The following is a 24,472-nucleotide window of genomic DNA, read 5'->3' as shown; positions in this document are numbered from 1 at the left end:
CTTTTTCATATTTCGTAAAAAACTATTTAATCGTCACCAAATTAAATTAAACTTCATGAACTTATTAACACAAAAAACGACCATGAATCTGACATAATCTGTCAGATTCACAGTCGCTTTTCACAAACCTAATTAATCGATTTTACTGTTTTTCACGCTATTTGACACAGAGCCAAAAAGGACGATTAGCAACGTGATTTGTTCATCAATTTAAAAATTTTCTGACTGGTGCAAATGTCGTGCGATGAATTGGAGTAATCCCCAATGCATTCAATCCTGCTAAATGTTCCGCTGTTCCATATCCGGCATTATGTTCAAAACCATAACCTGGAAATTGTTGTGCAAAATCTTTCATTAAATTATCTCGATAATTTTTAGCTAAAATAGATGCAGCCCCAATTGAAATGCTCCGGTCATCACCTTTGATTAACTTTTCTTGGGGTATTTCTAAATCAACCGTCATCGCATCAATCAATAATTTGTCGACATGTCCCGTCAAACCTTCTACCGCTTGGCGCATGGCTACTCGGGATGCCTCATAAATATTTAAGCGATCAATCTCTGTGGCATCAACAACACCAAAAGCGAAGTCAACAACCTTTTCACGTAATTCTGTATCAAGTGCCTCACACGTTTTGGCAGAAAGCTGTTTTGAGTCATGAACGACCGTCATATCAAAAGTTTTGTCGATCACCACCGCTGCTGCAACTACCGGGCCAGCCAATGGTCCCCGACCAACTTCATCAATACCAGCAACAATCTGACCTTTTTGCCAGGCCCTTTTTTCAAAAATTAGACGCTTATTAAACGCCTGTTGTTGTACTAATATTTTTTCTTGTTGTTTTTCATATCGACTTAATAGTTTCTGGACGCCAATACGGCTATCAGATTGCCATCGTAGCAGATCATCGTCAGATGGCTGATTAAATAATAGATCTTTTATCTCAGAAATTGTCTCTGGTCTACTCATCAACTACCTCACCAATATGATCATCTGGTAATTCTATTGTATAACGCCCTAATTTACCACGCCGTAAATCAAGCAATAATCGTTCAGATGCACGATCATAATCATCTTTGAATCCCAGCTTTTCAGTTATTAAAAGCAAAATATCGACATCAGATTTTTCAGACCAAACTGATTCATTTAGGTGATAGCGTGTGGCAATCGCTTCGGGATGGTAGTCTCTAAAAAATTTTAATGTGGTCAAAGCAATATCATCCAAATTGATTAGCTGATCTTTAATGGCACCAGTCATCGCTAAGTGTTGACCCACCCGCTGATCAATGAATTTAGGCCATAAAACACCCGGTGTATCAAGTAATTCAAGATTTGTAGGGGTCTTTAACCATTGAAGTTTTTTGGTAACACCTGGACGATCACCAGTTATCGCTACATTCTTCATTACCAAGTGATTCAACAGCGTTGACTTTCCTACATTTGGTATACCTGCTACTAATGCACGAATCGCCTTATCTTGAACACCCTTTTCCTCCAAATTACGCCACTTATCTGCTAACACAGAACGGGCTGCTTTTGTAATCATTTGTGGTGTCTTATTACCTCTTGTATCCAAAGATACGACGGTTAGGCCTTGGGATTCAAAATAGTTGCGCCAGATGCTAGTACGTTCAGGATCGGCCAAATCCGTTTTCGTCATAATTAACAAACGTGGCTTTTCACCAAGAACCTCATCTAGTTCTGGGTTGCGTGATGACAATGGTATACGTGCATCAACTAACTCAAAAACAATATCAACATGTTTTAGATTCTCACGCATGAGACGGAAAGCTTTGGCCATATGACCTGGAAACCATTGTATGATTTGAGACATTGTATACTCCTTCACGTTCAATTATTCTTCTGATGCCCGATACATCGACCATGCTTGATCGAATATGGACATACTGTGTAAATAGCTGGCATTTTCTTCCAAATACCTTGAAATCAAATCAAAATTATCTGATTGTTTGGGAAACTGTGTATCATAAAAAGCTGCATTAGCGAAATTTTCAACTTCATCACCCGTCGTTGGATTTCGTTGGGTCATTAACCATTGATAAAAAGGGCGTCTCATTTATCTGAAAATCCTCCTTTAAATACAAACTTATCCTTTTCCGGATTAATTTGAACTGCTTTTACACGAACACCCTGTACTTTTGGTGCCTTTCCTAAATCAATTAACAATGTTTTTTTCTGTGCATCCAACGTTAGCCAATTAGGTAAATCAACCTTTTTGCCAAAGTAATTCATCACATATTTCACTGGTAACGGCAACTGTCCGACAGCGACCGAGTTAGCATGAAGTAATATACCACCATTTTTAGTAACTTCTGGTGTCATTCTCATACCAAAATCAACGGATTGACCAAACAATTTGTATGTACCATACAACATCATGCCCTGCTTTTGCATTTCAAATCGAAATTGATGACTCAAAGAAGGATCAGCATTAATATATTTTTCAACAAGGGCGTTTAGCTCCTTACGACTCACACTTACTTCAAATGAAGCCTGACCAATTTCCGGCTGCGTATCTGTAACATGTTGATGATTCTGCGGGATAAAAAGGAGCACCGTACTCAAAATAACTAATACCAGTAATGTGCCTAATACACCTTTTAAAAACCCTCGTTTTTGTGATTGACGAACAACCTCATCTATATTAGATCGTACATTATCTTGTTTCATATTATTTCTTCAACCAGTCCTGTCTATTTGCTGACATTTTTTTAACCAATAGCGTACTCATTTTATCATAACCCAAGTTATTTGGATGATAATGATCTTGCGTGGTTATATAATGATTTAATTCGACATTTTTTTCAGCAGTTAATGTTTTAGTTACCACCTTATTATTTAGTGAACCACGATTAGCATTCTGGGATGTTTTTCGCAATTTTTCACGAGACGCTTTTGTTTTATATTGTCCAAAAGTTAACGTTTTAAATGTAGACACATAATAAATACGATCGTCCACGGACGCCAAATTTGCATTGATATCATTATATATCTTGACGTCATCATTCAAATCATCCCGATTTGCTAGGTAAACATATAGCGGATTATAGTTACCAAATAAATATATCGGTGCATCTGTATTTTGTTTTTTTAGAAAATCAGTAAGTTCAGTCAGATGTTCAGTATAGTCCGGCATGGCCTGTTCAACATGTTTCGTCACCGCAGATTGAGATTTAGAAAAGACTGCTTTAAATAAGGTCTGCTGCAAGTCATTACCGCCAACCGTTAAAACAATAACATCAGCCTGCTTGATATTGTTTTTGGCTTGAGAATTTGCTTTGATTCGTGCCAAAATTTGATCAGAACGATCACCAGCTTTTCCATAATTTGACGTGTTAACATTCACATCATATTTTTTGGTAAGTTTCTTTGCGGTCCTCTTAGTATATCCCTGTTGCTTGGTTGTATCCCCAATTCCTTCAGTTAATGAGTCACCGACAGCAACTAAATTAATTTTTTCTTTATTATCTGCGTTTACTGTACTCATACCAACAATAAAAAAGGCAAATAAACTGGCTAAAAATAAATACATCTTTCTTTTCATAACAGGTGACTCCTTTCTAGTCAGTGATTAATAGTAAACTAACTAATAATTTTACCATATTTTATAACAACACAAAAAGGTCGGAACATTTATTGTCCCAACCTCTCTTTATACTTAAAATCTATTATTAATTGATTAATTTAATCGGTAGCTAAAGCCAATGGCATCATCACCCGTGTGCGTCGCAACGACTGGTGTCGTCTGTTGCAAAATAATTTCTACTCCTGGGAAAAGCTTTCGTAATTGTTCGCCTAATGCTTCTCTTTTATCAGGAATACCTGCGGTCGAAATACCAATAGCACGAACTCCATTTGGTGCAGCCTGCAGTATTTCTATAATCTTTCGTAAGTAAGCTTTGGTCGACTTAACACCACGCCCTTTTGTCTCAACGTTGATATTCCCCTTAACAACGTGAGCACCAATACGAATGTTTAACATACCGGCCAATAAACCAGCTGTCTTTGACAAGCGTCCACCAGCAACTAAATTATCAAGTTTTGACATAAGCACATATTGTTCAGTTTTTGCTTTTACCGCATTGATTTCAGCTAACACTTCATCACGAGTTGCTCCTGTAGCGGCCTTCTCAGCAGCCGCCAAGACAACCATCCCTAGTGAACGATCAATCAAATCCGAATCAATGACAGTCACATCTCCATCGACCATCATGGCAGCTTGTCTGGCTGCATCAACAGAACCAGACAATCCCTTCGTTAAATGAATTGAAATGACTGACGATCCGTCAGCAACTAGTGGTTCGTAAATTTCAGTGAAAACACCTAAAGCTGGTTGAGAAGTCTGTGGTAAGTTTTTAGATGCCGCCATCTTATCCATAAACTCAACTGGTGAAATAGTAATGCCGTCTTGATAAGTTACATCATCTATCGTAATTGTTAATGGAATAATTTTTATATCAAACTTTTTAATTTCATCTGGCAATAACATCGCTGTCGAATCAGTGACAATTTTTACTTGGGCCATAGTATTTAATTCCCCGTTTCCTTGTAATTAATTATGACTAATTATCTCATTTTTTTAATTGTTTTTCAATTAACTAATATACAAAAACTGTTAATCTGGTCTTTGTATCTAAATCAAAATTTTGACAGTTTACCAATTATTTTTATAACGAATCCGGTTCTCGTAGCCATGCCAATGCGAGGGCACCCTTTCCTAGATGCGCACCAATAACTGGTCCAATATAACTAAATTCAATACGGATATCTGGGTATTCCTTTTGCAACTTATCATGCCATGCCTGGCCAGCTTCTTTATCATTTCCTTGAATAACCATTGCTCGTATTGGATAATCAGCTGTTTCTTTCGCTTCTGCAAACAATACCTCAGCCCGTTGCATAGCCTTTTTCATTGAACGTACTTTCTCAAATGGCACAATGTGATTGGTTTCATCGTCAAAAGTTAGTAAAGGCTTGATTTTTAACATGGTTCCAATAAATGCAGAGGCATTAGACAAGCGACCACCTCGAACCAAATTTTGCAAATCGTCAACAATAAAGCACTCATCAACTGTTGCTGATAGTTCATCCAACTTCTTAAGTATGTCATCAATTGATTCACCATTTTGAACTAATTGGGCAGCCTTCATTACTAAGTGACCCATTAAACGAACTGTTATCTTTGAATCATAACCATAAACTTTAAAATCATCAACCATGTTATCTAAACCGGCAACTGTATTCACAGTTCCCGAAATAGTGGCAGCTAAGTTAATCACAATAGCACCTTCATAACCCTCAAGTTTTAATGATTCAAATAACGATAACCAATCACCAACAGCTGGTTGTGACGTTGTTGGAAATTCTGAAGATGAGGCTAATTTTTCATAAAACTCTTCGGTTGTGATATCAATACCTTCATGGTAAGTTACACCATCGATTATAACTGGTATTGAAACAACCTTAATATCATATTTATCAATTTCTTCTTGATCCAGATATGCTGTTGAATCAGTTACGACTGCAAGTTTCATCTTAATTCAATCCTTTCAAAGTCATTGGACACGTAAATTACTGTCCAGTGTGTTCTTCGTAGTCTTTTTATATGTAATTAACTAGGCTAAGAACTTATTCTTGTATATATAATGACTTAAGTACTCGTAAAATCATACCACAAATCTGCCCAGTTTTCATTCTGTGTCAGCTATTATCCCCTTAAAAAGGGTTAGTCATTGATTTACTTAGTCGATTCAACAAAATTTGTAGCATACTAATTTCTTCATCTGACCATAATTGAAAGACATTATCCTGAAAGGATTGATGCTGTTTATTAATTTCATGCAAAGTATCTGAACCAAGTAAGGTAAGTTTATATACCAACTGTCTATGGTCTTTGCCAATAGCCTCACTAGCAATCAATTCTTTTTTAATTAACGAATGTAACTGTCGCGACAGAGTTGAATTATCCAAACCTGTATCAATAGATAATTTATCCTGTGTATCAATTGCATCATCTAAGTGCCACAATAATTGCCATTCAGCAATAGTTATACCATTATCTTTAGTCATTTTTGTTAAAACCGTTTTATATTGTTTTTCAGTATACCTTAGCGCTTCAAGATTCGTTTTCATTTTAACCTCCACTTAATTGCAAGTTTGCCGATCATTAACTCATGGCAACCTCACAATTTTTGAGCCATGAACATCTTTTACTCCAAGAACAGTTGCTATCTCAGTAGCATTCATATAGGACACACCACCACCAGGCATAACAGTTAGCCCTTTAGGCGCCATTGCAACAATTTCTTTTAAATGAGGCAACGTGTCATCGATACCAGTCTGTAAAGTACCACCATGCGTTAACACGCGAATAACGCCATATTGATGTAGCCAATGTAAAGCCTGTAATTGACAAGTCGAGTCAATGGTGTCAAATGCCATATGACAGACAACTTTCATTGGCTTTGATGCCTCGAGTAATTTCAACATATGGTGACGCGCCAGCCGCCCCTTTTCATCGACAACCCCAAAAGTAACCGTTTGGACACCTAAACTTTTAAAAGTTAGGATAGATTGCCGCATTATTTCAATTTCATCATAGTTATAATTGAAATCACCAGCTCGGGGGCGAATCATGACCACCAAATCAATATCAAAATTTGCAGCTAACTGAACAGCTCTAACAACAGTATCAGGATCTGGCGTTAAACCACCTACTTCAAGATTGGCATTTAACTCGACTCGATTCACACCAGCATTAATTGCGGCCGCCATTGTTGGTATATCGGCCAATGCAATTTCTTTTTCCATTACGCCCCCTCCACTATTAATTTAAAATATCATGTAATAATTGTTTATTTATCCACGTACTTTAACGAGATACTTTTTATAAATAAGATACTAAAAAAGTCAGGCTAATACACGTGGTTAACCTGACCCTAAAGTCTTTCTTAATTATTTTGTCGTAATTTTTGCACTAATTGCAGTTCTGGTGTAACTGTCATTGTTGTTTGTCCTTCGAAAATAACGAATCCTGGCTTAGAACCATTTGGCTTTTTTAGTCGTCTGACTGGTAAGTAATCTACTGGCACATTGGCTGACTCTCGTGCTTTTGAGAAATAAGCTGCCAGCATCGCACCTTCGTACAAAGTTTGCTCTGTTGGTTCATTATCATGAATGATAACGTGTGATCCCGGAATATCTTTTGTGTGCAACCAAATATCAGATTTTGCTGCAGTCTTCATAGACAACCGTTCATTTTGCAAATTACTTTTACCAACTTCAATCAAGGTACCATCTGTGGCATAGAATTTTTCAGGTTGGCTAACCTTTGGCTTCTGCTTCTTCTTATGTTGCACACGCAAATAACCTTCTTGGGTTAATTCTTCCCTGATTTCAGCTATATCCTTAGGTGAAGCAATATCAATCTGCGCCAATAAGGTTTCAAAATAATCAACTTCCTGTTGCGCTAGCGCAATCTGTGAATTCAAATACTTCACTGAATTTTTTAGCTTATTATACTTTGTAAAATACTTCTGGGCATTTTGAGAGGGACCCATTTGATTAGACAAAGTTATTTTTAATGATTTATTATCATCATAATAATTAGGTAAAGTTATTTCCGTCATCCCACGCTTAATTTGAGACATGTATGTCGTTAATAACTCACCCTTTACACGATATTCGTCAGCATGATCAGCTTTCAACAATTCATTATTTTGCTTCTCAATTTTTTTCTTATTCTTTTTTAATTCATTACGGACGGTCCTTAAAACAATGACTGCTTGTTGCTGCACACGATCATGTTCAGACTTTTCCGCAAAATAAGCATCTAATAGCTCACTTAATGATTTATATGTTGTTACATTACCGGAAACTGTTAGCCAATTAAATGGCGTAAAGGCAACCCCACGCTCCGTCGTAATCAAGGCTGGCTTTGGGTTATTAAACTGGGCTAACCAATCTGTTGCCAGTGCCAATGCATCACCTGATTGTTGCAAAACATGGGCTAATTCATTTGCTGAATCATGCGCAAATCCTTGAAAATGCTGTTGGATATTTTTAGCAAGATCGCTAACTTTCGGATTATCTAAAATAATGTTAGCTAAACCATCTAGACTTGTAAATGGGTTAATAACATCTTGTTTAGGTGGCAAAATATAAGTTCCACCAGGCATCAATGTACGTACACGATTCTGATCAGCTGGTACATGCTTGATTAAATCAATAATCCGTTGTGTTTTTTCATCAACTAGGAACAAATTTGAATGACGACCCATCATCTCCAAAATCAAGGTTGTTTGCTCTTCATCCCCTAGTTCATCACGACCCGAAGTGACTAGTCTGATAATACGATCATTTTCAACCTGCTCAACTTTGATTAGCCTTGATCCTTCAAGATGCTTACGAAGCATCATCGCAAAGTTCGGTGCAGTTTGTGGATTAGTATATTTAATTCTTGAAATTTGAGCCCGGGCAAATGCTGGATGCGCACTCAGTAAGACTGGAAAATTTTGTCGATTATGTCGAACTATTAAAAATATTTCATTAGCATATGGTTGATGGATTTTCATTATTCGGCCACCAGCCAAAGTCTCATTTAATTCTTGCACCATTGCATGTGTAAAAAGTCCATCGAATGACATATTAGTTATCAATCTCCTTTCAGACTATAGCTTTGATAAAAATACTTGTGATTGTTTTTCATCTTCAGCCAATTGGTCAATAAGATCTTGCACATTATCAAATTTTACCTCACCGCGCAAATAGTGATGCCAACGAACTTGAACATTTTCGCCGTATATGGCACGACTAAAATCGAATAAATTAATTTCAACGGTTTTCGGTCTATTTTCACCAAAGGTTACATTATATCCAATCGAGGCCATCCCAGGATACCATGTTTGACCAATCTTCATTTCTACTACATATACACCAACCGCTGGCAATCTCTCGCCCGGTGTTGTTTCAACATTGGCTGTTGGAAATCCTAGTTCACGTCCACGTGCCTCGCCATGCACAATTAGCCCTGTCGTTTCGTATGGGCGTAATAATATATGTTTTAGCGTATCTAAGCGACCGTCGTCAACCATCTTTCTTGCAAGGGTTGAGGCGCTTTCTTTACCGTCTACATTAACCTGTTGCACCTCAATAACATCAAAACGATTTTGAGCATACTGTGGTAAATGTTTCATGTCAGCATTTTTGGGCCCATAAGTATGATCAAATCCGGCAACAACCGCCTGAGCATGTAATCCCACCATATATTGGTCGACAAAATCTTGCGGCTTTAATTGCGCAAATTCAGAGGTAAAGTTAACGACATAAGTTAACTCCACACCAAGATCTGCTAATAATTCCAATTTTTTAGGTAATCTAGTTAGGTAAGTCAAGGGTTTATTATATGTTTTAAATGCAATCGATGGATGATGATCATAAGTTAACACTGCTAACTTGATTCCCCTTTTTTTTGCCTCATCAACTGCACGTTTGATAACCGTACGATGACCAGCATGAACACCATCAAAAAAACCCATTGCTAAAACAACTGGTTCTTTTTTTATTTGACTTGCCTCATATGGATGATGCAAATAAGTAACTTCCATCATTAAATCCTTCTTCTCTTTGTTTTTTAGTGTATACATTACACACGCATATTACGATAAGTATAGCTCATTCTATTGAAAAAGTTCGATATGCCCGATATTGGTTTTTATCAGGTCGCCAAGCAAAAACAGATTTCACATCACCTTTATATGTTAAAACAACCTTTTCTGTAATTGGCTCAAACAAACTAGCCGGTTGTCCAATACCGTGCTTGATTCTATCCCATTGTGCATCAGTTAAGGCTACGTGTGGATATTGGTCAACAGCTGTCGACAGAGGCATCAACCAGTCACCTAAAGTACCTTCTTCTCCCATACGTTGTGCAATATCTTCTAAATGACGGGCTTGTTTAATATCATATCCTCCGGCACTGATCCTTGTTAATTGGCTCATCACTGAAGGCACTTGTAATTGCCTACCTAGGTCGACAGCTAGCGTTCTGATATAAGTACCTTTAGATACCTTGGCTAAAAATGAAAACGTCTGAGTTCCTTTTTTTTCATCAAAAACTGGGTCTGAAGTCATTTCAAATTCATAGATTGTTGCTTCACGCTTTGGACGTTCAACGGTTTCACCCGCCCGTGCATAATCATATAAACGGCGTCCATTCACTTTCACAGCAGAATACATTGGTGGGACTTGCGTGATGTGCCCAGTTAATTCACGCATTCCCGCAAGTATTTTATCAGAAGAAAATGGCATTGTGAGTTGCTGTGTCTCAACAACTTCACCATCCATATCCTCAGTAGTTGTTGCAATACCAAATGTAATTTCACCGGTGTACGTTTTCCCGGTTTCTTGTAAAAACTCGATTGTTTTTGTCGCCTTACCCAGTGCGATTGGCAAAACGCCATCGACACTGGGATCGAGGGTTCCAGCGTGGCCAATTTTTTTCATACTTAAAATACGCCGTAGTTTAGAAACAACATCATGTGAAGTCATCCCTGCTTCTTTATAAATTGGTAAAATTCCGTCCATATTTCCGCCCCTCTATTGTGGATTAATTATATGTATATAAAAAGGGGTTTCGTACCAAAAATTTACTGGTAAAAAACGCCCTTTCATTAGTTATTCTCATACGTATTAATTATAAGTATGATTAGTCTTGGTGTAATTGACGAATCAAATCATCAATTTTATTACCATACTGAATAGATTCATCTTTAACGAACTTTAGCTCTGGTGTTTTATAAACACGTAAACGAGACCCTAATTCTTTACGAATTAAGCCAGTCGCCGCATCAAGGCCTTCCGCAGCTTTTTTGTTAACCGAAGCTAGTTCTGATAACACACTGTAAAAGACCTTCGCTTGTTGTAAGTCACCTGTCACTTCTACACCAGTAACAGTAACTCCCTCAATACGTGGATCACGAATTCGCTTTAATAATAAATCATTAACTTCGCGCTGAATTTCTTGTTCTAAGCGACCAACTCGAAAATTTTGTTGTGCCATATTAATTTCCTCCCATCAATATGCATTGTGAAATTAATTAGCGTGGAATTTCAACCATTTCGTACGCTTCAATCATATCACCAACTTTTTCATCATTGTACTTTTCAATCGTTAGACCAAAGTCATAGCCATTCTTGACTTCCTTAACATCGTCCTTGTAACGACGTAATGAACCAATCTTACCATCAAAAATAACAATTCCGTCACGAATCAAACGAACTGATGCATTGCGAGTAATCTTCCCAGACATCACCATACCACCAACAATTGTACCGACCTTTGATACCTTGAACAATTCACGGACTTCGGCAGTACCGACAACTTTTTCTTCAAATTCAGGATCTAGTTGTCCCTTCATTGCAGCTTCAATTTCGTCAATGGCATTGTAAATGACACTGTGCAAACGAATCTCAACCTTATCTGTATCAGCTTGTTGCTTTGCTTGTGGTGTTGGACGCACGTTGAATCCAACGATAATCGCACCAGATGCTTCTGCAAGTGTAACATCTGATTCATTAATAGCTCCAACGGCAGTGTGAATAATGTCGACCTTAACACCTTCCACATCAATTTTACGGAATGAACCAGCTAACGCTTCTACTGAACCTTGAACATCAGCCTTAATAATAACTGGAACAGACTTCATTTGCTTCTCAGCCATCTTATTAAACAAATCAGACACAGAAACAATATTATTACGATTACGTTCTGCAATCACGGCACGTTTAGCACGTTCCTCACCAGCTGCACGCGCGGTCTTTTCATCTTCAAAGACAACAAAGCGGTCCCCAGCTGATGGCACGTCATTTAATCCTGTAATTTCCACAGGAGTAGATGGCAAAGCTGACTTAACACGACGTCCACGATCATTAGTCATTGTTCGAACGCGTCCATAAGTGTTACCAACAACAATTGGATCACCAACATGCATTGTTCCTTGTTGTACCAATACGGTTGCAACCGTTCCACGTCCTTTATCAAGACGAGCTTCAACAACAGAACCAGCTGCACGTTTGTTAGGATTTGCCTTCAATTCCAAAACGTCGGCTGTCAAAAGAATCATTTCTAGTAATTCATCAATATTTTGTCCAAACTTGGCTGAAATATTAACAAAGATGGTATCTCCACCATACTCTTCAGGAACCAACTCATATTGCATCAATTGGTTGATAACATTTTCTGGTTGTGCACCAGGCTTATCAATCTTATTAACAGCAACAATAATTGGTGTTCCGGCGGCCTTAGCGTGGTTAATGGCTTCAACCGTTTGTGGCATCACACCATCATCAGCAGCGACTACCAAAACAGTAATGTCGGTAATATCTGCTCCACGTGCACGCATTGCAGTAAAGGCTGCGTGACCTGGTGTATCCAAGAATGTCACAACACGATCATTTAACTTGGCTTGGTAAGCACCAATATGTTGCGTAATACCACCAGCTTCACCTTCTGTAACGTGTGAATTACGTAGGTAATCTAGCAAAGTTGTTTTACCATGATCAACGTGACCCATGATTGTCACAACTGGTGCATGAGGCTCCATATCTTCGCTGTCTTCTTCTTCAACTTCGAAGAACTTATCCAAGTCAGCAATATCTACTTCAACCTTTTGTTCGACATCAATACCATAATCAGCCGCTAATAATTCAATCGTATCAGCATCCAATGACTGGTTTTGATTAACCATGACACCTAACATAAATAATTTCTTGATAATTTCAGTCGCATCACGATGAATTAATTTAGCAATATCTTGCACGTTCATTCCAACTGAATAAACTAGCTTTTCTGGTAATGGTTGATCCTTACGTACTGTTGGTGCTGGACGGTGCTCGTTGTTATTACGATTACGTCCTTGATTTTTCTTACCACGCCGATTATTACGATTGTTGCGGTTGTTCCCGTTATTATTGTTGAAACGACGGTTTTTATTTTGTGAATTACGGTTATTATTACGTCCACCATTACTATCGTTAGCACTATTTTGTTGTGGCTTTTGCTTGTTATGCTGTGGACGAGAAGCTTTATTATCTACTTGTTTTTCGTTTTTATTATGGTTTGCACCCTTTTTTGGTGCCTTGTTTTCAGTTGCCTTGGCCTTTGCTGAGTTATTATTCTTTTTAACAGCATTAGTCAATGTCTTAACTGCTTTATCATCTAGTGTAGACATGTGGTTTTTAACTGACATGTTCGCTTTATTTGCAATTGACACTAAATCCTTTGATGAAACATTTAAGTCCTTTGCCAACTCATAAATTCGCTTGGTCATATAACTTCCTCCTAATTATCTAAGTATTCTCGCATTTTTTTAGCAAATCCTTGATCAGCTATGCCAATCACCGTTCGTGCTAATCCAGTTGCATCTGCCAATTCTTGACGAGTTAATGTTGTTGAGAATGCAACGCCGTAACTCGTTGTTTTATCCGTAAATTTCTTTTTACTTGTTTGACCACCATCTGATGCAAAAAAAACTAAACTTACTTTGCCAGAACGAATTGCATTCAAAACTAATGCTTCACCAGTAACTAATTTGCCTGCACGCCTAGCAAGGCCTAATAAGTTTAATAATTTTTGCTTACTTTGCATCGCCAAAAAGCTCCTTACGTGCTGCTTGATGATCAACATATGCAATCAAATCATCATAAAACTGTTCTTCAAGCTTGGTCTCAAATACTTTATCAAAAATACGCTTTTTCTTAGCGGTCTCTGCCACTTCGACAGATAGAGAGATGTACGCACCACGTCCATTTGCTCGATTGGATGGATCTAAGATGACATCGCCTTCAGGTGTCCGTACGATACGCACAAGTTCCTTTTTAGGTACCATTTCACCAGTAACAATATCTTTACGCATTGGAATTTTACGTGGCTTCATATGCGTTACCTCCTATTCTTCTGAATTATCGTCTAATTCAATGTCTTCATCATCATTTCCATCAGTAACAGTCTCTGCTGATTGATTTTCCATTTCAGCAATTGCTTCTTCGCGTGCTGACTCTGGTTTAATATCAATTTTGAATCCAGTTAATCGAGCTGCTAAACGGGCATTTTGTCCGCGCTTACCAATAGCTAATGATAATTGATAATCCGGAACCAAAACTGTTGCTGCACGTTCGTTATTTGGATCAAAAATAACTTCAACGACTTCTGCTGGGTTCAATGAATTTTTAATAAACTCAGCTGCATCTTCTGTCCATTCAACAATATCCATGTTTTCACCAGATAATTCAGTAACAACAGACTGCACACGAGCACCACGTTGTCCAACCATCGTTCCAACTGCGTCTAGGTTTTCATTATGAGAATAAACAGCAATTTTTGATCGGTCGCCCGCTTCACGAGCAATTGACTTAATCTCTACAGTGCCATCGAAAACCTCAGGAACTTCTGCTTCAAATAGTCGCTTAACAAGGTCTGGATGTGTACGAGAAACAAAGACTTGTGGACCCTTTTGCTCATTTTGTACTTGTGAAACCAATACCTTGATTTTATCACCCATTTGGTAACTTTCACTAGGCATTTGATCATTTGGTTTCATTGCTGCCATTTGATTACCAGGCAAAATGATGTACAAGTATCGTGAGTCTTCACGCTCTACTTCTCCAGTAATGATTTCATCTTCATATCCAACAAAGTTATCATATACAACCCCACGCTCAGCTTCGCGTACTTTTTGCATAATAATTTGTTTTGCAGTCTGAGCAGCTAGTCGGCCAAAATCTTTTGGTGTGACTTCAAAACGAATTTCATCACCAACTTCATAGGCTTTATTTAATTCTAGCGCTTCTTCTAAACTAATTTCTTCATATGGTTCTTCAATTTCAGCTACAACTGTCTTAACGGCAAACACCTTAATGCTACCTTTTTTCTTATCGAATTGTACTTCGACATTTTCAGACTCGTCATAATTCTTTTCATATGCCTTCTTCAAGGCTTCCTCAAGTGCTTCAATTAAAACTTCGGCTTTGATACCTTTTTCTTCTTCAAGTGCATCAAGAGCTGATACTAATTCCTTACTCATTTTTGTTTCTCCGTATTTTTAAAAATCATTCGACTGTCGTGCTTGTGCAACTGCGCGACGTGGAATAGTCAATTCATTATCAGACTCATCAGTGATGATTAAACTTTCTGGTGTAAAATCACTCAATTCACCTAAAAACTCTTTACGACCATCAATCTTCTGATAGGTCGATATATGAACTAGCTTATGGTGAGCCCATTCATAATCTTCTTCACTAGTCAAAATACGATCCTGGCTAATAGATAAATGAGCTTGTTGAATGTTGTCTAAAGCAACCTCAATTAATTGATGTTTTGCTTTTATCAGTACGTCCATTGTCAATGTATCATCCACAAATGAAACTAACTGACCAGTGAATTTCTCAAATCCTGCAATTGGATTATTCAAATCCACCTCAATAAATCTACCAACTGCCCACTTAAAGTTTGCTGGCTGCTGTAATTTTCTGTCAGCACCTGGAGATGAAACATCAAGAAGATAAGCCTGTGGGAATGGATCTGGAGTAATCTTATCTAGTTCGTTACCAATCAACTCGGTTAACATTACTAAATCATCCATATTAATTTCTCCGTCAACACGGTCTACAAGTACACGAAGAACAAAATCGCTGTCCTGCTTTTCATACAAAACATCCCAAAGATCAAAACCCTTTGTAGCCAATACGGGTTTTAAAATTTCTTGTACATTCTCTGTAACTTTTACCATTCTAACCCTCCCTTCACGCAACAATATTCGCTCGATTTAATAAACTCCTTAAAAAAATGAGCGGCCGAGAGAGAATCCGGCCACTCAATTAAGAGCATATTCATTAACAAACCTAATAGTAACATGAATCTATGTTATAGGCAAGTAACTGTACATCCTACTTTAATGCATCATAAAGTGATCAATAAATATTTTAGCAACATTGAAATAAATAATAACGGATGTTAAATCGGACAACGTTGAAATAAATGGTCCTGATGCAACCGCAGGGTCGACACCAATCTTATCCATAATCAACGGAATGAAGGCACCAGCTACATTAGCGACTAAAATCGCAGCTCCCATTGCCAAACCAACAGCGATGCCCAACAACAAGTTGTTTTTCCAAACCAAGATAACCAAGAAAATGGTTACTCCGGCAAGCACACCAATCAAAACACCAATTAAAATCTCAAATAGTAGCGATTTCAAGGTCGACTGTTTTTCTTGCAAAGCAATTCGTCGCACCGCAACGGCTAATGACTGAGTACCTGCATTTCCAGCAGTACCTGTTATCAATGAAATAAACACAGCTAGTACTGATGTCTCTGCAACCAAATAATTATACCCATCGATGACAGAAGCTGTTCCCATCCCCAAAAAAATCAAGCCTATCAACCAAGGCAACCGTTTCACTGCAGATTTAATCGGATTATCTTCTATATTAACGACGTCAACACCGGCAAGTCGTGAATAATCTTCGGCTGCCTCTTCATCAATAACGTCAACAATATCATCAACAGTGATCATTCCAATCATTTTTTCCTTAACGACTACTGGAATAGTAACAAAATTATAATCTGCCATAATTTTGGCGACCTCTTCCTGATCATCAGCAGGACTAACGGTAATTAGATTTGTATCCATCACTTCAGAAATCATCGCTGCATCTGGCCATACAATTAACGATTTTAGCGAGATTACACCAACCAATACACTATCATCATCAAGGATATAGATGTAGTTGATTTGCTCTGCCTCTTGAGCAACCTTCTTTACCTCTACCATGGCTTGACCAATGGTTAGCCGTTGATTGATAGCGATAAATTCTGTACTCATCAAAGAGCCAGCTGTATCATCTTCATACTTCAAAAGGCGCTTAATTTCTTCAGCACTTTCTTTAGGCATTAACGATAGATACATCGCTAGTTGTTTCGTATCCAGGTCTGACATCAAATCAACAGCATTATCGGTGTACATCTCAGCTAACATTTCTGCTGCATAATGTGGTGACATTTCAGATAATAGGTCATTAAAATCAACATCTTCAGGATCTATCTCATCAAAAATATCTGCTAACTCAACTGGCTTCAGCCAATCAATAATTTGCCGTCTTAACTGCGTTGTCAATGAAACGTAAAAAATTGCCTGGTCAAATGTATGCAATTCATCGAAACTATCTAAAAAGGCATCTTTGTCATTATTTTCAATATAATGGACTAAATAACGGGCTTGTTCTGATAATTCATCACGCATGTCTTCCGTTAATTCTTGTAAAGTTTCCTCCATCGTTCACCACGTTCTAAAACTTACTTACCACGTCCGCTGTGGCATTTTCGGTCAAAATTTTCTTTAAATCTTCAGGTAACGGACTCTGTATATGTCTTTGTATTTCACTAAATGGATCATAAAATTCTAGCCAATAAGCGTGTAATGCTTGACGACCGATTCCTCGGTCCATTGGACCACCATATATTTCATCACCAATTAATGGGTGACCAATATATTTAAAATGCACCCGAATTTGGTGAGTCCGCCCAGTATGTAATTGAACTTTAACTAATGTTTGATTAGGCATACGATTAATTACCCAATATTCCGTTTGTGATGGCCGACCATCTGGACGAACTTCACGTCTAATAAAATCATCATCCATTCGTCCTATTGGTGCATCAATAAAACCATGATTGTCTGGAACACTCCCGTCAACAATCGCATAATAACGCTTATCAACTGTATGTGTCTGTAATTGCTTATCCAATAGACCGTGAGCAAAACGATGCTTTGCTAATAATGCAACACCAGACGTAAATCTATCTAATCGCGTCACAACATGAGGGACAAGGTCCTCTGCACCTTCAGACATTAAGTATCCTTTGACACGATTAACCATAGTGGTCTCTCGATCGGCTTTACCTGGTACAGAGGTTAGACCTGCTTCTTTATCAACAACTAACCAATTTTCATCTTCGTATAAAACTGAAATAGGTAAATTAGAAACTGCGACAACTGCATTTGACTGTTCGGCAGGCATCTTTACCTCAACCAAATCACCCGGTGCAACTTCGTCGATAGTTCTAACCGGCTTATGATTAAGCAAAACTTGCCCCCCGCCACGCTTAATAATCGCAAACATACGGTGTGACACACCTCGTTGTGCTAAAAATGCTTTTATTCGTAGTGTACTGTCACCTTGATTTTCCCAACTAAAATGAGCCACTTACCTTACCTCCGTTCCAATAAAGCTGCTTTGCACACGATGCCAAAAGTGCATATGACGATATTCAGCAAATTGAATTTTTTGATCAGCAACCTGAAAAGAAATCCAATCTATATTGGAAGATATTTTATTTAAATGGTCGTAACTAAAAGTAACTGCTGAACCATCATTTTCTAACTGCACTTTCACAACCTCATGATTACCAATAATCAATGGTGATCCTAGTGTTCGAAAAACACGACTATTAATTGAAGCTATTTCAGCCAGTTGAATAGCCTGTAGACTAGGATGCATAACCGCACCACCAATTGCTTTGTTATATGCAGTTGATCCGGTTGGTGTCGATGCCGTCAAACCATCTCCTCGGAAGCGTTCAAACAATTCATTTTGGATATAAACATCCGCAACCAGTGTACCAAGCGGACGTTTAATTGCCGCCTCATTCAAAGCTAGCACGTTTTCTTCATGTCCATCAGTATAATGAATTTTAGCATGCAAAAGCGGATATTTAACTGTCTTAGGAGTTGTCTCTTGATTGACTAAACTTTCCACTAATTCATCTAACTCAAAATATTGCCAATCGGCATAAAAGCCAAGGTGCCCAGTGTGCACACCGACAAAACGGATTATATCCAATTGATCAGTGTAATGATGAAAAGCACCTAGTAATGTCCCATCGCCACCAACTGTGATGACCACTTCAGGCTTCTCATTGTCAAATATGACACGCCCTTCACTTCGAGCAATTAGTTTTTCTTTTAGTAAGGAAACTACCGCTCTAGAATGTGGTACGTTATTACTATATACAGCGATTTTCATTTAGCAGCCTTTCTTTTTTCTATACATTATTATTTGTTGAATTTTCTGATAAACCATTATGGAGTTCGGAAAATAATTCATCTACTTTAATGCTTAGTGCCGCAGCATCCTTCAGCTTTTCTTGCATTTCTTCACTATATTCACCATCGTACTTATAGTTAATTGCATGTTCAATAGTTGCCCATACGTTCATTTGCATCGTTCGAACTTGAATTTCTGCTAATACCTTTTTTTCACCAGTAATTAACTGTACTGGATACTCGATAACAATATGATATGACCGATATCCGGATGGCTTTTCATTTGTCACATAATCTCGCTCTTCCAAAATTACCATGTCTTTTCGTTTACGTAACATATCCACGACACGATAAATATCCTCAGTAAACTGTGTCATGATCCGAACGCCCGCCAAATCTTCCATATCCTGCTCGATTCGGTCCATACTAATATGGCGTCGCACAAGTTTTTCCTCAATGGCGGGGATAGTTTTCACACGTCCTGTCACAAATTCAACTGGTGTTTGTACCCCTTGTAATTCAAATTCTTGGCGCATGCCACGCAATTTAACCTTCAATTCGTCAACTGTTTGAACATAAGGTTGTAGTAGTTTTTCCCACTCATCTTGTGTCATTTTAGTTCCCCCAAAAATTTCATTAGTATCCCTGTTATTTGTTTTTCGTTACTAACAATCAAACCAACCTGATGTAGCCACTACCATAGAATACAGTGATCGATGACGTAAGCAAAATATTATCGTATTCGTTGTGAACATTATATAATCAAATCAGCTTGATATAACAAATAACACAATGCCTTAATTTTACAATTACTAAAGACTTCTTACCAGTATTATTTAATAAATAATCCGCATTTGAAAACTCAATTTATGCATTTTTTCACTAAAAGGGTTATTCTTAGTTCTGTTATAAAAAAGAAAATCTTATAGACACACTAGCAATGATAGCGTACTATTAACGGGTATGCATAAAAACGTTTTTTGGAGGTTGTCGCTTGTTATGTTAGAAGTGTACCACTTCGTCACACCACTCTCGGCTGAAAGTATCACATCAGAGAAGCTGATTATGAGTTATTATGAAGAAATGAAACAATTCGTTTCCTATAAAATGATTCCAATCGTCACCATGCAATCAGTACGAGATACGTATCACGAATTAAAGAACAGTTCCGCAAAAACTAATTACGCAACTGTTGCAAATAATTTATCACAATTAATATTAGATACAAAAGCTATCCAATCGCAAGGACGGAAAGCTGCACGATCTTTTTATTTAAAAATGCAAGAACATCTATTGGCTAATCAATCCTACTCTGAAAAATTAGTTCTATCAACGATTGCAGAATTAAATTTAGACGAAACACTTTTTTTGGAAGATTGTCATACATCAGCTACTTTGACTGCATTAAGAAATGATCAAAATATTGCTGCAAATATGGGGATCAATACTTATCCAACAATGGTTGTCTATGATTCAGCTGACAACAAGTATGCTCTTCAAACCACAGATTTTTCAACACAAGGTCTGGCAAATATCTTTAGTTCATCTGTCATCCAAAGTACAAACAATGCCGATCTTCACTTAGTTAGTTATGAAGAAGGTAGTAATTAGGATGCCAAAAGACTAATACTTAAAAACACATAAAAAAATCACGATAAAACAGTTTTAGTTAGCCTGTTTTATCGTGATTTTTTTATTACTGATTTATTTCTGTAGGATGTCTACTTACTTCAAGCATATTTTTTACATTACCGATCAAATTCAAACTTTAACCCTGGTACAGGTTGTAAATCACGTGTATAAAATTGCACGATAAATTTTTCTGGTTGAACGGTCAGAATTGCGTATGTCCCTTTGAGATAAGCGTAGGGACCCTTAGGTAATGAAATTGAGCCAGGATTAATAAATAGCTTTCCATCAATCTTTTCAGCACCTAGCATATGTGTATGGCCCGACGTCACAACCTCGACATCTTTATTTGATACAACTTCTCTTAATTGATTGAGCGATAGTTCAGTATGCACTAGATGACCATGCGTTTGATAAATTTTAATAAACTCGTCTTCATAGTCACGATCATCTGGAAACATTGAATCATCATCCATATTTCCAATTACTGGAAGTAACGTATCAAATAATTCATCTGAACGTTGTAACTCAGAATCACCATTATAAAACATTGCCCGTACGTGTCCCTTATAATGAGCAATAATATCAGCTAAAATTTGTCGATCACCATGTGTATCAGATACAATTAAATAATCCATAATTAATCCTCCCACCAATCTTTAAATAGCGTCATAAATTTTCTCAAAGCATTTCCTCTATGTGAAATGTTATTTTTCTCTGTGGCCGTCAGCTCAGCAAAGCTTTTGTGCAAAGGCTCATAATAGAACAATGGATCGTAACCAAACCCGTCTGTTCCCTGTCCTTCGAATAAAATACTTCCTGTAACTGCACCATCAGCTTCAATTTTTTCTCCTGTTGGTTTCAAACCAACAATTACCGTATGAAATGTCGCTGTTCGATTTTCCTTATCAACATTAGCTAATTCAGTCAATAATTTTTTATTATTAGCCAAATCATCATGATCACCTGCATAACGCGCAGAGTGAACACCAGGTGCCCCATTCAAGGCGTCAACACTTAAACCGGAATCATCTGCAACGACTGGCAGCTGATAAGCTGCCGCAATAGTTTGTGCTTTAATAGTTGCATTATCAGAGAACGTCAATCCATTCTCATTAATTTCAGGCACATTATCTAAATCATTTAATGAAATAACTTCTACACCAAATGGTGATAAAAATTCACGAAATTCATGTATTTTACCATTATTCTTTGATGCAAAAATTAATTTAGTCATCTTTTTATTCCTCCAAGGATTTATTTAATCTACAGTTATTAACTTACCATCCAAAATATCTACATGTTGTACGCTCAAACTAGAAATTTGTAACCAATTTTTAGCAAGCTGATCAAAAGTTTCAGGATCACCGGTTGTAAAATACTTATCCACATTTCTTATCTGTCTATTATTATTTTCATGTTTAATAGAAAAATTATCAAGGGTTTGCTCTACAACATTAACAGCAGATGCTCCTGCATCGACTAACTTGACTTGCTCTCCCACCGCTTCTTGAATAAATTTTGCAAGTAAAGGAAAATGAGTACATCCCAAAACTAATGTATCAACATCACTATTGTTAATTGGTGATAGAATATTTGTCACCAATCGCTGGACGGTTGCATCATCTTTTACAGGTTGCTCAGCAATTTTCACTAAGGTTGGGGCAGCCAATTGTAAGACATGAAAATTATGATTGGTTTTCTTAAGACCGTTATAGTAGGCTAACGAATTTACGGTTCCCTGCGTAGCAATAACACCAATATTATTTACATTTGTTGCTTGACTAGCAGCGTCTATTCCTGGTTGGATAACACCGACCACTGGAATTGGTAATTGTTTTGTTAAATCGTCTAAAGCAGCTGCAGTAGCGGTATTACAAGCGATAACTAATAATTTAATGTCTTGCTCCATTAAAAAATCTACTAATTGCCAAGTAAACTTTTTAACTTCTTCTGGCGTTCTAGGACCATAAGGCATCCGTGCCGTATCACCAATATAGTAAACTTGCTCATTTGGCAATTGTTTTAGAGCCTGCTTAACGACGGATAAACCTCCAATACCTGAATCTAAATATCCGATTGCACGATTATCCATATTTTTTCACTTCTTTCAACATATTATCATAAATTATATGATGTTATTTTACTTTAATATCATCTATTTACTTTTTATCACATAAGTCACTAACGCAGATGGGGTGTCAAAAATTACATCTGCCTGATTGTTAAAGGCAGTGCGATCACGAACACCCCAAGCTGCCATACCAAATTTAATACCTGCATTATGGGCAGCCTGCATATCATGAACAGAATCTCCAATATACATCGACGTCGCTCCATCAGCATCTAAATTTTCTAATGACTTTAAAATAGGGTCAGCTGCTGGTTTCATATTAGGCGTTTGACCTGCAAACACAAAATCATCAAAATACTTCACGAAATCAAAATCACTACTATGGTTAGCAAACTCCTCCGGCGTATTTGAAGTAACAATACCAAGTTGTTTACTGTTTAAATTAAGTTGTGCTAACATTTCCGTGATACCATCAAACAAATTGACCTCGTGCCAAAAATCATGATAGTGACTTTGCCAAGCTAGTTGCATTTCTTCAGGATTTTCTACACCTAGTTTAATTAAGCCGTCTAATGATGGTAATCCAAAAATCTTATATACCTCTTCATACGATTTTTCGATTCCTCTATCACGGAAAGTTTGAATAAGAGACTGCATATACATACTCTCTGTACTTAACAACGTACCATCAACATCAAAAATAACCGTCTTCATAGTTTTCCCCTAAAAATATTTATACTGTCTAGTATATAACACTCATAAGGTTCATGCATCAACCTAAATAAAACATTGCAGATCATTTGAAAAATTTATTAAAAACAACAAGCTTACATAAAAAAATAATCCCCAACAAACACTAATTAAAAGCATTCATTGGAGATTATTATGGAAGCGGACGACGGGAATCGAACCCGCATTCCCAGCTTGGAAGGCTGGAGCACTAGCCGTTGTACTACATCCGCATTGTGCTAATCGCGGCGGGGGGAATCGAACCCTCGACCTCCCGGGTATGAACCGGACGCTCTAGCCAGCTGAGCTACACCGCGAATAAATATCGGGACGACAGGATTCGAACCTGCGACCCCCTGGTCCCAAACCAGGTGCTCTACCAAACTGAGCTACGTCCCGAAATAACAATAAATATTAAACTGTTAAATGCACCTAGAAGGATTCGAACCTTCAACCTTCTGATTCGTAGTCAGACACTCTATCCAGTTGCGCTATAGGTGCAATAAATTCATATGGGTCGTCTGGGGCTCGAACCCAGGACCCATGGATTAAAAGTCCACTGCTCTACCAACTGAGCTAACGACCCAATGGACGTTACAGGGATCGAACCTGTGACCCCCTGCTTGTAAGGCAGGTGCTCTCCCAGCTGAGCTAAACGTCCATTAATGCATCGCGATGTCCTATCCTCGCAGGAGGCGATCCTCCAACTACTTTTGGCGCTACTGAGCTTAACTACTGTGTTCGGTATGGGAACAGGTGTGACCTCAGTGCCATCATCACGACACGTTTTTTATTGAGTGAACTTAGTTCCCTCAAAACTGAATCATAATCGCTACTTTTTATTGCCTTACACCACTTGCTACTTGGTTAAGTCCTCGAACCATTAGTACTAGTCCGCTCCATGTGTCACCACAC

General features: G+C 37.7%; 27 protein-coding genes, 6 tRNA genes and 1 rRNA gene. 1 reads left to right on the top strand and 33 read right to left on the bottom strand.

All coding sequences use genetic code 11. The annotated features are described in order from the left end of the window. Positions 1 to 205 precede the first annotated feature (205 nt). The 22 genes from NGR58_RS07185 to NGR58_RS07080 all read right to left on the bottom strand — a co-directional run bounded on the left by NGR58_RS07185 (position 206) and on the right by NGR58_RS07080 (position 19,739). Positions 206 to 970 carry a ribonuclease HII gene (locus NGR58_RS07185; protein ID WP_258088886.1) on the bottom strand — a complete coding sequence of 255 codons (765 nt, stop codon included), beginning with the start codon at positions 968 to 970 and terminating at the stop codon, positions 206 to 208. After that, entirely contained in the window at positions 963 to 1,835 is an 873-nt protein-coding gene (gene ylqF, locus NGR58_RS07180) for a ribosome biogenesis GTPase YlqF (RefSeq protein WP_258088885.1), read from the bottom strand. Before ylqF ends, NGR58_RS07185 begins: the two co-directional genes overlap by 8 nt. Positions 1,836 to 1,856: 21 nt before the next feature. Further along, positions 1,857 to 2,078 carry a YozE family protein gene (locus NGR58_RS07175; RefSeq protein ID WP_258088884.1) on the bottom strand — a complete coding sequence of 74 codons (222 nt, stop codon included), beginning with the start codon at positions 2,076 to 2,078 and terminating at the stop codon, positions 1,857 to 1,859. Beyond that, complete coding sequence (locus NGR58_RS07170; RefSeq protein ID WP_258088883.1) at positions 2,075 to 2,692, bottom strand: YpmS family protein; 618 nt, start codon at positions 2,690 to 2,692, stop codon at positions 2,075 to 2,077. Before NGR58_RS07170 ends, NGR58_RS07175 begins: the two co-directional genes overlap by 4 nt. A 1-nt stretch (position 2,693) precedes the next feature. Beyond that, entirely contained in the window at positions 2,694 to 3,566 is an 873-nt protein-coding gene (locus tag NGR58_RS07165; protein WP_258088882.1) for a GDSL-type esterase/lipase family protein, read from the bottom strand. Between the two features lie 135 nt (positions 3,567 to 3,701). Next, a complete protein-coding gene (locus NGR58_RS07160; protein ID WP_258088881.1) occupies positions 3,702 to 4,547 on the bottom strand; it encodes a DegV family protein in 846 nt (281 codons plus the stop codon). A 142-nt stretch (positions 4,548 to 4,689) separates the two neighbouring features. After that, positions 4,690 to 5,556 carry a DegV family protein gene (locus NGR58_RS07155; RefSeq protein ID WP_258088880.1) on the bottom strand — a complete coding sequence of 289 codons (867 nt, stop codon included), beginning with the start codon at positions 5,554 to 5,556 and terminating at the stop codon, positions 4,690 to 4,692. A gap of 181 nt (positions 5,557 to 5,737) precedes the next feature. After that, a complete protein-coding gene (locus NGR58_RS07150; protein WP_258088879.1) occupies positions 5,738 to 6,154 on the bottom strand; it encodes a MarR family winged helix-turn-helix transcriptional regulator in 417 nt (138 codons plus the stop codon). A gap of 39 nt (positions 6,155 to 6,193) precedes the next feature. Then, entirely contained in the window at positions 6,194 to 6,832 is a 639-nt protein-coding gene (locus NGR58_RS07145) for a copper homeostasis protein CutC (protein WP_258088878.1), read from the bottom strand. Positions 6,833 to 6,972: 140 nt separating this feature from the next. After that, complete coding sequence (locus NGR58_RS07140) at positions 6,973 to 8,667, bottom strand: NFACT family protein (protein WP_258088877.1); 1,695 nt, start codon at positions 8,665 to 8,667, stop codon at positions 6,973 to 6,975. A gap of 24 nt (positions 8,668 to 8,691) precedes the next feature. After that, positions 8,692 to 9,627, bottom strand: a complete 936-nt coding sequence (ribF, locus tag NGR58_RS07135; protein ID WP_258088887.1) for a riboflavin biosynthesis protein RibF — start codon at positions 9,625 to 9,627, stop codon at positions 8,692 to 8,694. 67 nt (positions 9,628 to 9,694) lie between these two features. Beyond that, positions 9,695 to 10,606 carry a tRNA pseudouridine(55) synthase TruB gene (gene truB / locus NGR58_RS07130; RefSeq protein WP_258088876.1) on the bottom strand — a complete coding sequence of 304 codons (912 nt, stop codon included), beginning with the start codon at positions 10,604 to 10,606 and terminating at the stop codon, positions 9,695 to 9,697. 121 nt (positions 10,607 to 10,727) lie between these two features. Then, the gene (rbfA, locus tag NGR58_RS07125; protein WP_258088875.1) at positions 10,728 to 11,081 is read right to left on the bottom strand and encodes a 30S ribosome-binding factor RbfA; all 354 of its coding nucleotides are present in this window, start codon (positions 11,079 to 11,081) and stop codon (positions 10,728 to 10,730) included. 37 nt (positions 11,082 to 11,118) lie between these two features. Next, positions 11,119 to 13,350: a translation initiation factor IF-2 gene (infB, locus tag NGR58_RS07120; protein WP_258088874.1), complete on the bottom strand. Its 2,232-nt coding sequence runs from the start codon at positions 13,348 to 13,350 to the stop codon at positions 11,119 to 11,121. 11 nt (positions 13,351 to 13,361) lie between these two features. Further along, the gene (locus tag NGR58_RS07115) at positions 13,362 to 13,667 is read right to left on the bottom strand and encodes a YlxQ-related RNA-binding protein (RefSeq protein WP_258088873.1); all 306 of its coding nucleotides are present in this window, start codon (positions 13,665 to 13,667) and stop codon (positions 13,362 to 13,364) included. Continuing rightward, positions 13,657 to 13,956, bottom strand: coding sequence for an RNase P modulator RnpM (rnpM, locus tag NGR58_RS07110; RefSeq protein WP_258088872.1), 300 nt, complete (start codon positions 13,954 to 13,956; stop codon positions 13,657 to 13,659). Before rnpM ends, NGR58_RS07115 begins: the two co-directional genes overlap by 11 nt. Before the next feature lie 12 nt (positions 13,957 to 13,968). After that, positions 13,969 to 15,102 carry a transcription termination factor NusA gene (nusA, locus tag NGR58_RS07105; RefSeq protein WP_258088871.1) on the bottom strand — a complete coding sequence of 378 codons (1,134 nt, stop codon included), beginning with the start codon at positions 15,100 to 15,102 and terminating at the stop codon, positions 13,969 to 13,971. A gap of 18 nt (positions 15,103 to 15,120) precedes the next feature. After that, positions 15,121 to 15,807, bottom strand: coding sequence for a ribosome maturation factor RimP (locus tag NGR58_RS07100; RefSeq protein ID WP_258088870.1), 687 nt, complete (start codon positions 15,805 to 15,807; stop codon positions 15,121 to 15,123). 162 nt (positions 15,808 to 15,969) lie between these two features. Further along, on the bottom strand, positions 15,970 to 17,355 hold the full coding sequence (gene mgtE, locus NGR58_RS07095) for a magnesium transporter (protein WP_258088869.1): 1,386 nt from the start codon (positions 17,353 to 17,355) through the stop codon (positions 15,970 to 15,972). A gap of 13 nt (positions 17,356 to 17,368) precedes the next feature. Then, on the bottom strand, positions 17,369 to 18,286 hold the full coding sequence (locus NGR58_RS07090; RefSeq protein WP_258088868.1) for an RluA family pseudouridine synthase: 918 nt from the start codon (positions 18,284 to 18,286) through the stop codon (positions 17,369 to 17,371). Next, positions 18,287 to 19,105: an NAD kinase gene (locus NGR58_RS07085; protein ID WP_258088867.1), complete on the bottom strand. Its 819-nt coding sequence runs from the start codon at positions 19,103 to 19,105 to the stop codon at positions 18,287 to 18,289. It lies immediately after the preceding gene. A 19-nt stretch (positions 19,106 to 19,124) separates the two neighbouring features. Beyond that, positions 19,125 to 19,739 (bottom strand): GTP pyrophosphokinase, encoded by a 615-nt coding sequence (locus NGR58_RS07080; protein ID WP_258088866.1) that lies wholly within the window; start codon positions 19,737 to 19,739, stop codon positions 19,125 to 19,127. A gap of 385 nt (positions 19,740 to 20,124) precedes the next feature. Between NGR58_RS07080 and NGR58_RS07075 the strand changes: the two genes are divergently transcribed. Then, positions 20,125 to 20,736: a DsbA family protein gene (locus NGR58_RS07075; protein WP_258088865.1), complete on the top strand. Its 612-nt coding sequence runs from the start codon at positions 20,125 to 20,127 to the stop codon at positions 20,734 to 20,736. Between the two features lie 137 nt (positions 20,737 to 20,873). Here NGR58_RS07075 and NGR58_RS07070 read toward each other — a convergent pair whose 3' ends face one another. The 11 genes from NGR58_RS07070 to rrf all read right to left on the bottom strand — a co-directional run bounded on the left by NGR58_RS07070 (position 20,874) and on the right by rrf (position 24,341). Next, entirely contained in the window at positions 20,874 to 21,392 is a 519-nt protein-coding gene (locus NGR58_RS07070; protein ID WP_075269862.1) for a YfcE family phosphodiesterase, read from the bottom strand. Between the two features lie 2 nt (positions 21,393 to 21,394). After that, positions 21,395 to 21,991 carry an XTP/dITP diphosphatase gene (locus tag NGR58_RS07065; RefSeq protein WP_258088864.1) on the bottom strand — a complete coding sequence of 199 codons (597 nt, stop codon included), beginning with the start codon at positions 21,989 to 21,991 and terminating at the stop codon, positions 21,395 to 21,397. A gap of 24 nt (positions 21,992 to 22,015) precedes the next feature. Next, positions 22,016 to 22,849 (bottom strand): glutamate racemase, encoded by an 834-nt coding sequence (murI, locus tag NGR58_RS07060; RefSeq protein WP_258088863.1) that lies wholly within the window; start codon positions 22,847 to 22,849, stop codon positions 22,016 to 22,018. Positions 22,850 to 22,912: 63 nt separating this feature from the next. Further along, complete coding sequence (locus NGR58_RS07055; protein WP_258088862.1) at positions 22,913 to 23,542, bottom strand: HAD family hydrolase; 630 nt, start codon at positions 23,540 to 23,542, stop codon at positions 22,913 to 22,915. A gap of 176 nt (positions 23,543 to 23,718) precedes the next feature. Then, positions 23,719 to 23,790 (bottom strand) — tRNA-Gly (locus NGR58_RS07050). 10 nt (positions 23,791 to 23,800) lie between these two features. Next, a tRNA-Met gene (locus tag NGR58_RS07045) sits at positions 23,801 to 23,874 on the bottom strand. Between the two features lie 8 nt (positions 23,875 to 23,882). Continuing rightward, positions 23,883 to 23,956: transfer RNA gene (locus NGR58_RS07040), tRNA-Pro, on the bottom strand. 28 nt (positions 23,957 to 23,984) lie between these two features. After that, positions 23,985 to 24,058: transfer RNA gene (locus NGR58_RS07035), tRNA-Arg, on the bottom strand. Positions 24,059 to 24,070: 12 nt separating this feature from the next. Beyond that, positions 24,071 to 24,143, bottom strand: a tRNA-Lys gene (locus NGR58_RS07030). Between the two features lie 2 nt (positions 24,144 to 24,145). Continuing rightward, a tRNA-Val gene (locus tag NGR58_RS07025) sits at positions 24,146 to 24,218 on the bottom strand. A 6-nt stretch (positions 24,219 to 24,224) separates the two neighbouring features. Continuing rightward, a 5S ribosomal RNA gene (gene rrf, locus NGR58_RS07020) occupies positions 24,225 to 24,341 on the bottom strand. Positions 24,342 to 24,472: the final 131 nt, after the last annotated feature.

It is taken from the genome of Weissella fangxianensis (assembly GCF_024718545.1).
GTDB classification, from domain to species: Bacteria; Bacillota; Bacilli; order Lactobacillales; family Lactobacillaceae; genus Weissella; species Weissella fangxianensis.
Note: the sequence above shows the minus strand (reverse complement) of the source record. Positions and strands in the feature narration are given on the sequence as shown.

Bases quoted from the DNA above. Each gene is read 5' to 3' on its own strand.
- NGR58_RS07185 (WP_258088886.1), bottom strand. From the start codon at position 970: ATGAGTAGACCAGAGACAATTTCTGAGATAAAAGATCTATTATTTAAT.
- ylqF (WP_258088885.1), bottom strand. From the start codon at position 1,835: ATGTCTCAAATCATACAATGGTTTCCAGGTCATATGGCCAAAGCTTTC.
- NGR58_RS07175 (WP_258088884.1), bottom strand. From the start codon at position 2,078: ATGAGACGCCCTTTTTATCAATGGTTAATGACCCAACGAAATCCAACG.
- NGR58_RS07170 (WP_258088883.1), bottom strand. From the start codon at position 2,692: ATGAAACAAGATAATGTACGATCTAATATAGATGAGGTTGTTCGTCAA.
- NGR58_RS07165 (WP_258088882.1), bottom strand. From the start codon at position 3,566: ATGAAAAGAAAGATGTATTTATTTTTAGCCAGTTTATTTGCCTTTTTT.
- NGR58_RS07160 (WP_258088881.1), bottom strand. From the start codon at position 4,547: ATGGCCCAAGTAAAAATTGTCACTGATTCGACAGCGATGTTATTGCCA.
- NGR58_RS07155 (WP_258088880.1), bottom strand. From the start codon at position 5,556: ATGAAACTTGCAGTCGTAACTGATTCAACAGCATATCTGGATCAAGAA.
- NGR58_RS07150 (WP_258088879.1), bottom strand. From the start codon at position 6,154: ATGAAAACGAATCTTGAAGCGCTAAGGTATACTGAAAAACAATATAAA.
- NGR58_RS07145 (WP_258088878.1), bottom strand. From the start codon at position 6,832: ATGGAAAAAGAAATTGCATTGGCCGATATACCAACAATGGCGGCCGCA.
- NGR58_RS07140 (WP_258088877.1), bottom strand. From the start codon at position 8,667: ATGTCATTCGATGGACTTTTTACACATGCAATGGTGCAAGAATTAAAT.
- ribF (WP_258088887.1), bottom strand. From the start codon at position 9,627: ATGGAAGTTACTTATTTGCATCATCCATATGAGGCAAGTCAAATAAAA.
- truB (WP_258088876.1), bottom strand. From the start codon at position 10,606: ATGGACGGAATTTTACCAATTTATAAAGAAGCAGGGATGACTTCACAT.
- rbfA (WP_258088875.1), bottom strand. From the start codon at position 11,081: ATGGCACAACAAAATTTTCGAGTTGGTCGCTTAGAACAAGAAATTCAG.
- infB (WP_258088874.1), bottom strand. From the start codon at position 13,350: ATGACCAAGCGAATTTATGAGTTGGCAAAGGACTTAAATGTTTCATCA.
- NGR58_RS07115 (WP_258088873.1), bottom strand. From the start codon at position 13,667: ATGCAAAGTAAGCAAAAATTATTAAACTTATTAGGCCTTGCTAGGCGT.
- rnpM (WP_258088872.1), bottom strand. From the start codon at position 13,956: ATGAAGCCACGTAAAATTCCAATGCGTAAAGATATTGTTACTGGTGAA.
- nusA (WP_258088871.1), bottom strand. From the start codon at position 15,102: ATGAGTAAGGAATTAGTATCAGCTCTTGATGCACTTGAAGAAGAAAAA.
- NGR58_RS07100 (WP_258088870.1), bottom strand. From the start codon at position 15,807: ATGGTAAAAGTTACAGAGAATGTACAAGAAATTTTAAAACCCGTATTG.
- mgtE (WP_258088869.1), bottom strand. From the start codon at position 17,355: ATGGAGGAAACTTTACAAGAATTAACGGAAGACATGCGTGATGAATTA.
- NGR58_RS07085 (WP_258088867.1), bottom strand. From the start codon at position 19,105: ATGAAAATCGCTGTATATAGTAATAACGTACCACATTCTAGAGCGGTA.
- NGR58_RS07080 (WP_258088866.1), bottom strand. From the start codon at position 19,739: ATGACACAAGATGAGTGGGAAAAACTACTACAACCTTATGTTCAAACA.
- NGR58_RS07075 (WP_258088865.1), top strand. From the start codon at position 20,125: ATGTTAGAAGTGTACCACTTCGTCACACCACTCTCGGCTGAAAGTATC.
- NGR58_RS07070 (WP_075269862.1), bottom strand. From the start codon at position 21,392: ATGGATTATTTAATTGTATCTGATACACATGGTGATCGACAAATTTTA.
- NGR58_RS07065 (WP_258088864.1), bottom strand. From the start codon at position 21,991: ATGACTAAATTAATTTTTGCATCAAAGAATAATGGTAAAATACATGAA.
- murI (WP_258088863.1), bottom strand. From the start codon at position 22,849: ATGGATAATCGTGCAATCGGATATTTAGATTCAGGTATTGGAGGTTTA.
- NGR58_RS07055 (WP_258088862.1), bottom strand. From the start codon at position 23,542: ATGAAGACGGTTATTTTTGATGTTGATGGTACGTTGTTAAGTACAGAG.